Below are 6,877 nucleotides of genomic sequence, written 5' to 3' on the forward strand. Positions count from 1 at the left end.
CTGTCGGGCGCGTGACGAACATCGTGTTCGCGTGCGACGCCCGCATGGACTCGTCCGCCATGGGTGCGAGCGTGCTGCGCAACGAGATCATGAAGGCCGGCGTCTACGACGTCTCGATGACCAACGAGGACGATCGCGAACCTCGACGGCAGCGAGGACCTCGTGATCACCCAGCAGCAGCTCACCGACCGCGCGCGCGGGCGCACACCGAACGCCACGCACGTATCTGTGGACAACTTCATGAACTCGCCGAAGTACGACGAGGTCGTGGATCTGGTGGTCCAGCAGCACAAGGATCGGGGCTGACGACCAGCCCCACCGCGAACGCCGCGGGGACGGGAGGCGCGATGCCCCGTCCCCGCGGCCGCGGCCCGACGCCGACGTCCCGGACGTACCATGACCGGGACGAGCATCGAACAGAGACGAGGATGACATGTCACGCGACGTACTGAAGATCGACCAGGTCCGCATCCACCCGGGGACGGTGAGCAAGCAGGAGGCGATGCGGGAGGCCGCCGACATCCTCGAAGCCGCGGGTGCGGTCACGTCCGCGTACTTCGACGCGATGCTGCAGCGCGAGCAGACGGTCTCGACCTACATGGGCAACGAGCTCGCGATCCCCCACGGCACCAACGAGACCAAAGACGCGATTCTCGACTCGGCACTCTCCTTCGTCCGCTACGACGGCGGCGTGGACTGGGACGGCGAGAAGGTAAGCTTCGTCGTCGGCATCGCCGGTAAGGGCGACGAGCACCTCGACATCCTGTCGCAGATCGCTCTGCTGTTCTCCGAGGACGAGGAGGTCGCACGGCTGAAGGCCGCGACCACCGCGCAAGAGCTCTTCGCGCTGCTGTCGACGGTGAACGGCTGATGAAGGCCGTCCACTTCGGCGCCGGCAACATCGGTCGCGGCTTCGTCGGGCTGCTGCTGCACCAGGGCGGGTACGAGTTGGTGTTCTCGGATGTCGCGGCATCCTTGGTCGACGCGATCAACGCCGCCTCGGAGTACACCGTCCGCGAAGTCGGCGACGGCGGCACCGACACCGTCGTCACGGGCTTCCGCGCGATCAACAGTGCCAGCGATCCGCAGGCTCTGATCGACGAGATCGCCACCGCCGACGTGGTGACCACGGCGGTCGGCCCGACGATCCTGCGCTTCGTGGCACCTCACATCCTCGCCGGCCTGGCGCTGCGCGACCCGTCGCGGCCGGCGCTGCAGGTCATGGCGTGCGAGAACGCGATCGGGGCGACCGACACCCTGCGCGACGAGATCCGCGCGCAGGCCGGAGACGCCTGGGACGCGATCAGCAACCGGGCGGTGTTCGCCAACACCGCCGTCGACCGCATCGTGCCCGCGCAGCCGGAGGGCGCAGGCATCGACGTCACCGTGGAACCGTTCTTCGAATGGGCCATCGAACGTCCGCCCTTCGGCGATGCTCCGCCGCACATTCCGGGCGCCCACTTCGTCGACGACCTCGCCCCGTACATCGAGCGCAAGCTCTTCACGGTGAACACCGGTCATGCCGCAACGGCGTACTTCGGTGCCCGTGCGGGCGTTGAGAAGATCTCGGACGCGCTGGCCGATCCGTCCATCGCAGCCCGCGTGGCCGCCGCGCTCGAGGAGACCTCCGCACTGCTGGTCGCGGTGCACGGATGGGATGCCGCTGAGCTCGCCGAGTACCGGTCGACGATCCTGCGCCGCTTCGCCAACCCGGCTCTTCCCGACACCGTGGGCCGCGTCGGGCGCCAGCCGCTGCGCAAGCTGTCACGCCACGAGCGTTTCGTCGGACCCGCTGCGGCTGCCGCGGAGCGCGGACTGGCGACCGGCGCGCTCGTCGATGCGATCGGCGCCGCCCTCGATTTCGACGAGCCCGACGACGAGCAGTCGGTCGAGATGCAGCGCCGCCTCCGCGAAGAGGATGCCGCGACCTTCACCGCCGCGGTCACCGGACTCGAGCCGTCCCACCCGCTGTTCGCCGCGGTCGAAGCCGTCGTACGCCTCCGTCAGTCCGAGCTCTGAGGGGGGGCCGCCGCGCGCAGCGGCCCGCATAGACTCGGATCCATGACATCGAAGACCCATCGCCGGCATCCGTGGCGATGGGTCTTCGGCATCCTCGGCGCGATCATCGTCGCGGCGGTCGTCGGCGTGCTGGTGTGGAGCCAGGTCGGTGTGATGGGCGCCGAACCCGAACCACTCGCCGCCGTCCGGGCCGACGAGCGCATCGCGATCAGCGACGATTCGGCGGGCATCGTGCTGGCTCCCGCGTCCGGGACGAGCGCGACCGGTCTCGTCTTCATCCCGGGGGCGAAGGTCGACCCGTGGGCGTACGCCTCGATCCTCTCGGGCCTGGTCACCGATGACGAGCTCACCGTCGTCATCACGAAGCCCTGGCTGAACCTGGCCTTCTTCGATCCGCGCGGTCTGTCGACCTTCACGGCTCTCGCGCCCGGCGTGGATCGATGGCTCGTGGGCGGCCATTCCCTCGGCGGCGTGCGCGCATGCCAGCTCGCCCCCGACGCGGCCGGGCTCGTGCTGTTCGGGTCGTATTGCGCCAACGATCTGTCCGGCTCGTCGCTTCCGACCCTCAGCCTCGCCGGCTCGGAAGACGGGCTGTCGACGCCGCAGAAGATCGCCGATGCCCGCCACAACCTGCCGGGCGATGCCGTCATAGTCACCATCCCCGGCGCTTCGCACGCCTCCTTCGGCGACTACGGCGCGCAGCCGGGCGACGGCACGCCCACGGCGAGAGACGCCGATGTCGCGGCTGTCGTCGTGCGCCAGGTCGGCGATCTGGTCGGCACCCTGGGCTGACCCGGCTCGGCACGCGGTATCCTCCTCCGGCAGCCGTCACGGCGTCTTGCGGCGGGGACGCTCCGTCACCGCCGACACCGAGCCGCGCTGATCGCCGTGCGCGACGCGTCGCGCCCCCACGTCCACATCGTTCGTGGAGCGAGCCGAAAGGTGACGGTCAGGCGTCGAAGCCCTCACCGATGAGCTCGATGAGCTCTTCGCGCTCCTCCACCGACAGGAATGCGCCGGCGGCGGCGTTCAGCTGGAACGCCTCCAGATCTTCGAGGCCGTAGTCGAACGTCTCTGCCAGAAGCGCGAGCTCGCGCGTGAGGGAGGTGCGGCTCATCGTGCGGTTGTCGACGTTGACCGTCACGGCGAAGCCGAGCTGGTACAGCAGGTCGAACGGATGATCCTCGAGGTTCTTGCCCCACGCGGCGATCGCACCGGTCTGGAGGTTCGACGAGGGCGACAGCTCGAGCGGGATCTCGCGATCGCGCACCCAGCGCGCCAGGTCGCCGAAGGTCACCAGCACCTCGTCGCCCTGCTGCTGCACGACCTCGAGGTCCTCCGCGATGCGCACACCGTGGCCGAGGCGGAGAGCGCGACCGTCGAGGATCGCGGAGCGGATCGAGTCGAGTCCCGCCGCCTCCCCCGCGTGCACCGTCACCGGGAAGAACTCGGAGGCGAGATAATCGAACGCGGCGCGATGACGCGACGGCGGGAAGCCGTCCTCGGCTCCGGCAATGTCGAAGCCGACCGCACCGCGGCCGCGGAACGCGACCGCGAGCCGGGCGATCTCCAGCGAGCGGTCGGCATGACGCATCGCCGTGATGAGCTGGCCGACCCGGATGTCGCGACCCGAGCGATCGACGGCGTCCTCGCCCTCCTCGATGCCCTCCTGCACGGCCTCGACGGCTTCTTCGAGGGAGAGCCCTCCGCCCAGGTGCTGCTCGGGGGCCCAGCGCACCTCCCCGTAGATCACGCCGTCGGCGGCGAGGTCCTCGACGAACTCCTTCGCGACGCGGCGCAGGCCGTCGGCGCTCTGCATCACGGCGGTCGTCAGATCGAACGTCTTCAGGTACTCGACGAGTGAACCCGAATCGCTCTGGTCCTCGAACCAGTCGGCGAGCTCCTCGGCATCCGTCGACGGAACGTCGAGGCCGATCTCATCGGCGAGCTCGATGATCGTCTGCGGCCGCAGCGCGCCGTCGAGGTGATCGTGCAGCGAGACCTTGGGAAGCGAGCGGATGGAGACGCCCTCGAGCTTCGGGTCGGCGTAGGGGTCGGTGGCCATGGGGCTTCCTTCTGGTGGGCGGTGCGGGTGGAGCGAAGGGTCAGGCGGTGATGCGCTCGAGGACGAGCGGAGTGGATGCCGGGGCATCCGTTCCGATCTCCCAGGCACCCTCGAGGGCGTCGAGGGCGCGCTCGAAGCGCTTGTCATCATCCGCCAGGAGGGTGAACAACGGCTGTCCGGCGACGATGGATGCGCCGGGCTTGACGTGCAGGTCGATGCCGGCGGCGTGGATGACGGGATCCTGGGCGCGCGCCCGTCCCGCGCCCAGACGCCACGCGGCGATGCCGAACGGAAGCGCCTCCATCCGCGTCAGCACGCCGTCGCGAGCGGCGACCACGGTATGCGTCTCACGCGGTGTCGGCAACGCCGCGTCGGGATCGCCGTCCTGGGCGCGGATCATCTCTCGCCACGCGTCCATGGCGCGCCCGTCGCGCAGCGCCGCCTCGACATCGGCGTCGGGCTGGCCGGCGAGGGCGAGCATCTCGCGGGCCAGAGCCACGGTCAGCTCGACGATGTCGGCCGGACCACCGCCGGCGAGCACCTCGACCGACTCGCGCACCTCGTTGGCGTTGCCGATGGTGAGACCGAGCGGCGTGTTCATGTCGGTCAGCAGCGCCGTCGTGGCCACGCCCGAGTCGGTGCCGAGTGCGACCATCGTGCGCGCCAGCTCACGCGCCTTCTCGACGTCGCGCATGAACGCGCCGGAACCGAACTTCACGTCGAGCACGAGCGCGTCGGTACCCTCGGCGATCTTCTTCGACATGATGCTGGACGCGATCAGCGGGATCGCCTCGACGGTCCCGGTCACATCTCGCAGGGCGTACAGACGCTTGTCGGCGGGAGCGAGGCCGGAGCCTGCGGCACAGATCACCGGTCCGACGTCGCGCAGCTGCGCGAACATCTCCTCGTTCGACAGGGCGGCGCGCCAGCCGGGGATCGACTCGAGCTTGTCGAGCGTGCCGCCGGTGTGGCCGAGGCCGCGGCCGGACAGCTGGGGCACCGCGACACCGAACGCCGCGACGAGCGGCGCGAGCGGCAGCGTGATCTTGTCACCCACACCGCCGGTGGAGTGCTTGTCGACGGTGCGCTTGCCGAGGCCGGCGAAGCTCATGCGCTCGCCCGAGGCGATCATCGCATCGGTCATGACGCGGATCTCATCGCGGTTCATGCCGTTGAGGAGCACGGCCATCGCGAAGGCCGCCATCTGCGAGTCGGCGACATACTCGCGCGTGTAGGCGTCGATCATCCAGCGCAGGGCGTCCTCGGGCACCGCACCGCCGTCGCGCTTGGTACGGATGACGTCGACCGCGTCGAACGGTTCGACCGCGGCATCCGCCGCGCTCTGCGCCGCGCTCATCGCGACACCTCCTCGAGATCGCGCGGGCCGAAGGCATCCGGCAGCACCTCATCGATCGTGCGGATGCCGGAAACGGTCTCCAACAGCATTCCCGGCAGAGCGAACTCGTTGAGCAGCTGGCGGCAGCGCCCGCAGGGCATGATCGTCTCACCGTCCTTGTTGACGCAGACGAAGGCGACGAGCTGCCCCCCGCCGGACATGTGCAGATCGCCCACGAGGGCGCATTCGGCGCAGAGCCCGACGCCGTACGAGGCGTTCTCGACGTTGCAGCCCGAAACGATGCGTCCATCGCTGACCAGCGCCGCGGCCCCCACCTGATAGCGGGAGTACGGCGCGTAGGCGCGCTGCATGGCCTCGGTGGCGACGGCGCGCAGCTCGTCCCAGTCGATGTCGGTCATGAAAGAGGTCACTCCTTGATATAGGGCTTGCCGGATGCCGCGGGTCCCCGGATCTGGCCGGCGAATCCGACCACCGCGAGGATCGTGACGACGTACGGCAGCATGAGCATGAACTCGCTGGGGATCGGCGTCTTCAGCACGGTCAGCAGGTTCTGCAGGTTGGTGGCGAATCCGAACAGCAGCGCGGCGAGCGTCGCCCGCACCGGATCCCAACGGCCGAAGATCACGGCGGCGAGGGCGATATAGCCGAGCCCCGCCGTCATGTCCTTCGTGAACTGCGGCACCGAGACGAGGGTGAAGTACGCGCCACCCATGCCGGCGATCGCGCCGGCCAGCAGCACGTTCCAGAATCGTGTCGGGTTGACCTTGATGCCGACGGTGTCCGCCGCCTGCGGGTGCTCGCCGACCGCCCGCAGACGCAGGCCCCAGCGCGTGCGGTAGAGCCCCCACGTCACGACGATGACGACGACGATCATGAAGTAGACGAGGAAGGTCTGGTTGAACAGGGCCGGACCGATGACGGGGATGTCGCCGAGGATCGGGATCTTGATGAGGTCGAACCGCGCCGGGCTGTTGAGCGTCTGCGTGTTGGGGGCGAGCATGACGCCGTAGAGGAAGCCGGTGAGGCCTGACACGAAGACGTTCAGCACGACGCCGACGATCACCTGGTCGACGATGTACTTGATCGAGAACGCGGCCAGGGCGAAGGCGACGACGACACCGCCGAGCATCGCACCGACGAGCCCGACGAACGGGTTCTGCGTGATGCTGGAAAGGACGGTCGCCGTGAACGCGCCGAGCAGGAACTGCCCTTCGATCGCGACGTTGACTACGCCGACCCGTTCACCGATGACACCGCCGAGGGCGCCGAAGACCAACGGCACCGCGAGCGAGATCGAGCCGCCGAGCAGCCCGACCAGAGTGATGGCGCCGGACGCGCCGGCACCGGCCCACGTCAGGAACGCGACCATGGCGAGCACGGCGTAGACGATCGGCAGCCAGAGCCCGACCGGGCGATACCGGCGGGCGGGACGAAGA

The 6,877-nt window shown here is 69.2% G+C and carries 7 protein-coding genes and 1 pseudogene; 4 read left to right on the plus strand and 4 right to left on the minus strand.

Annotation, left to right across the window (positions count from 1 at the left end; all coding sequences use genetic code 11):
• The 4 genes and pseudogenes from I5I_RS16225 to I5I_RS01990 all read left to right on the plus strand — a co-directional run.
• A pseudogene (locus tag I5I_RS16225) lies at positions 1-306 on the plus strand (PTS mannitol transporter subunit IIB); the annotation flags it as partial.
• Positions 307-433: 127 nt separating this feature from the next.
• A complete protein-coding gene (locus I5I_RS01980; RefSeq protein WP_036315826.1) occupies positions 434-871 on the plus strand; it encodes a PTS sugar transporter subunit IIA in 438 nt (145 codons plus the stop codon).
• Entirely contained in the window at positions 871-2,019 is a 1,149-nt protein-coding gene (locus tag I5I_RS01985) for a mannitol-1-phosphate 5-dehydrogenase (RefSeq protein ID WP_036315829.1), read from the plus strand. Before I5I_RS01980 ends, I5I_RS01985 begins: the two co-directional genes overlap by 1 nt.
• A gap of 42 nt (positions 2,020-2,061) precedes the next feature.
• Positions 2,062-2,811, plus strand: coding sequence for an alpha/beta hydrolase (locus I5I_RS01990; protein WP_036315832.1), 750 nt, complete (start codon positions 2,062-2,064; stop codon positions 2,809-2,811).
• A gap of 157 nt (positions 2,812-2,968) precedes the next feature.
• Here the strand turns inward: I5I_RS01990 and I5I_RS01995 are convergent, their stop codons facing one another.
• The 4 genes from I5I_RS01995 to I5I_RS02010 form a co-directional block, all read right to left on the minus strand.
• Positions 2,969-4,084 carry an adenosine deaminase gene (locus I5I_RS01995; RefSeq protein WP_036315835.1) on the minus strand — a complete coding sequence of 372 codons (1,116 nt, stop codon included), beginning with the start codon at positions 4,082-4,084 and terminating at the stop codon, positions 2,969-2,971.
• 40 nt (positions 4,085-4,124) lie between these two features.
• Positions 4,125-5,441 (minus strand): thymidine phosphorylase, encoded by a 1,317-nt coding sequence (locus I5I_RS02000; protein ID WP_036315837.1) that lies wholly within the window; start codon positions 5,439-5,441, stop codon positions 4,125-4,127.
• Positions 5,438-5,839 carry a cytidine deaminase gene (locus I5I_RS02005; protein ID WP_036315842.1) on the minus strand — a complete coding sequence of 134 codons (402 nt, stop codon included), beginning with the start codon at positions 5,837-5,839 and terminating at the stop codon, positions 5,438-5,440. Before I5I_RS02005 ends, I5I_RS02000 begins: the two co-directional genes overlap by 4 nt.
• Before the next feature lie 8 nt (positions 5,840-5,847).
• The coding region (locus I5I_RS02010) for an ABC transporter permease (protein ID WP_036315839.1) at positions 5,848-6,877 on the minus strand (1,030 nt) is incomplete at its 5' end.

Source organism: Microbacterium sp. B24, from assembly GCF_000333415.1.
GTDB lineage: Bacteria > Actinomycetota > Actinomycetes > Actinomycetales > Microbacteriaceae > Microbacterium.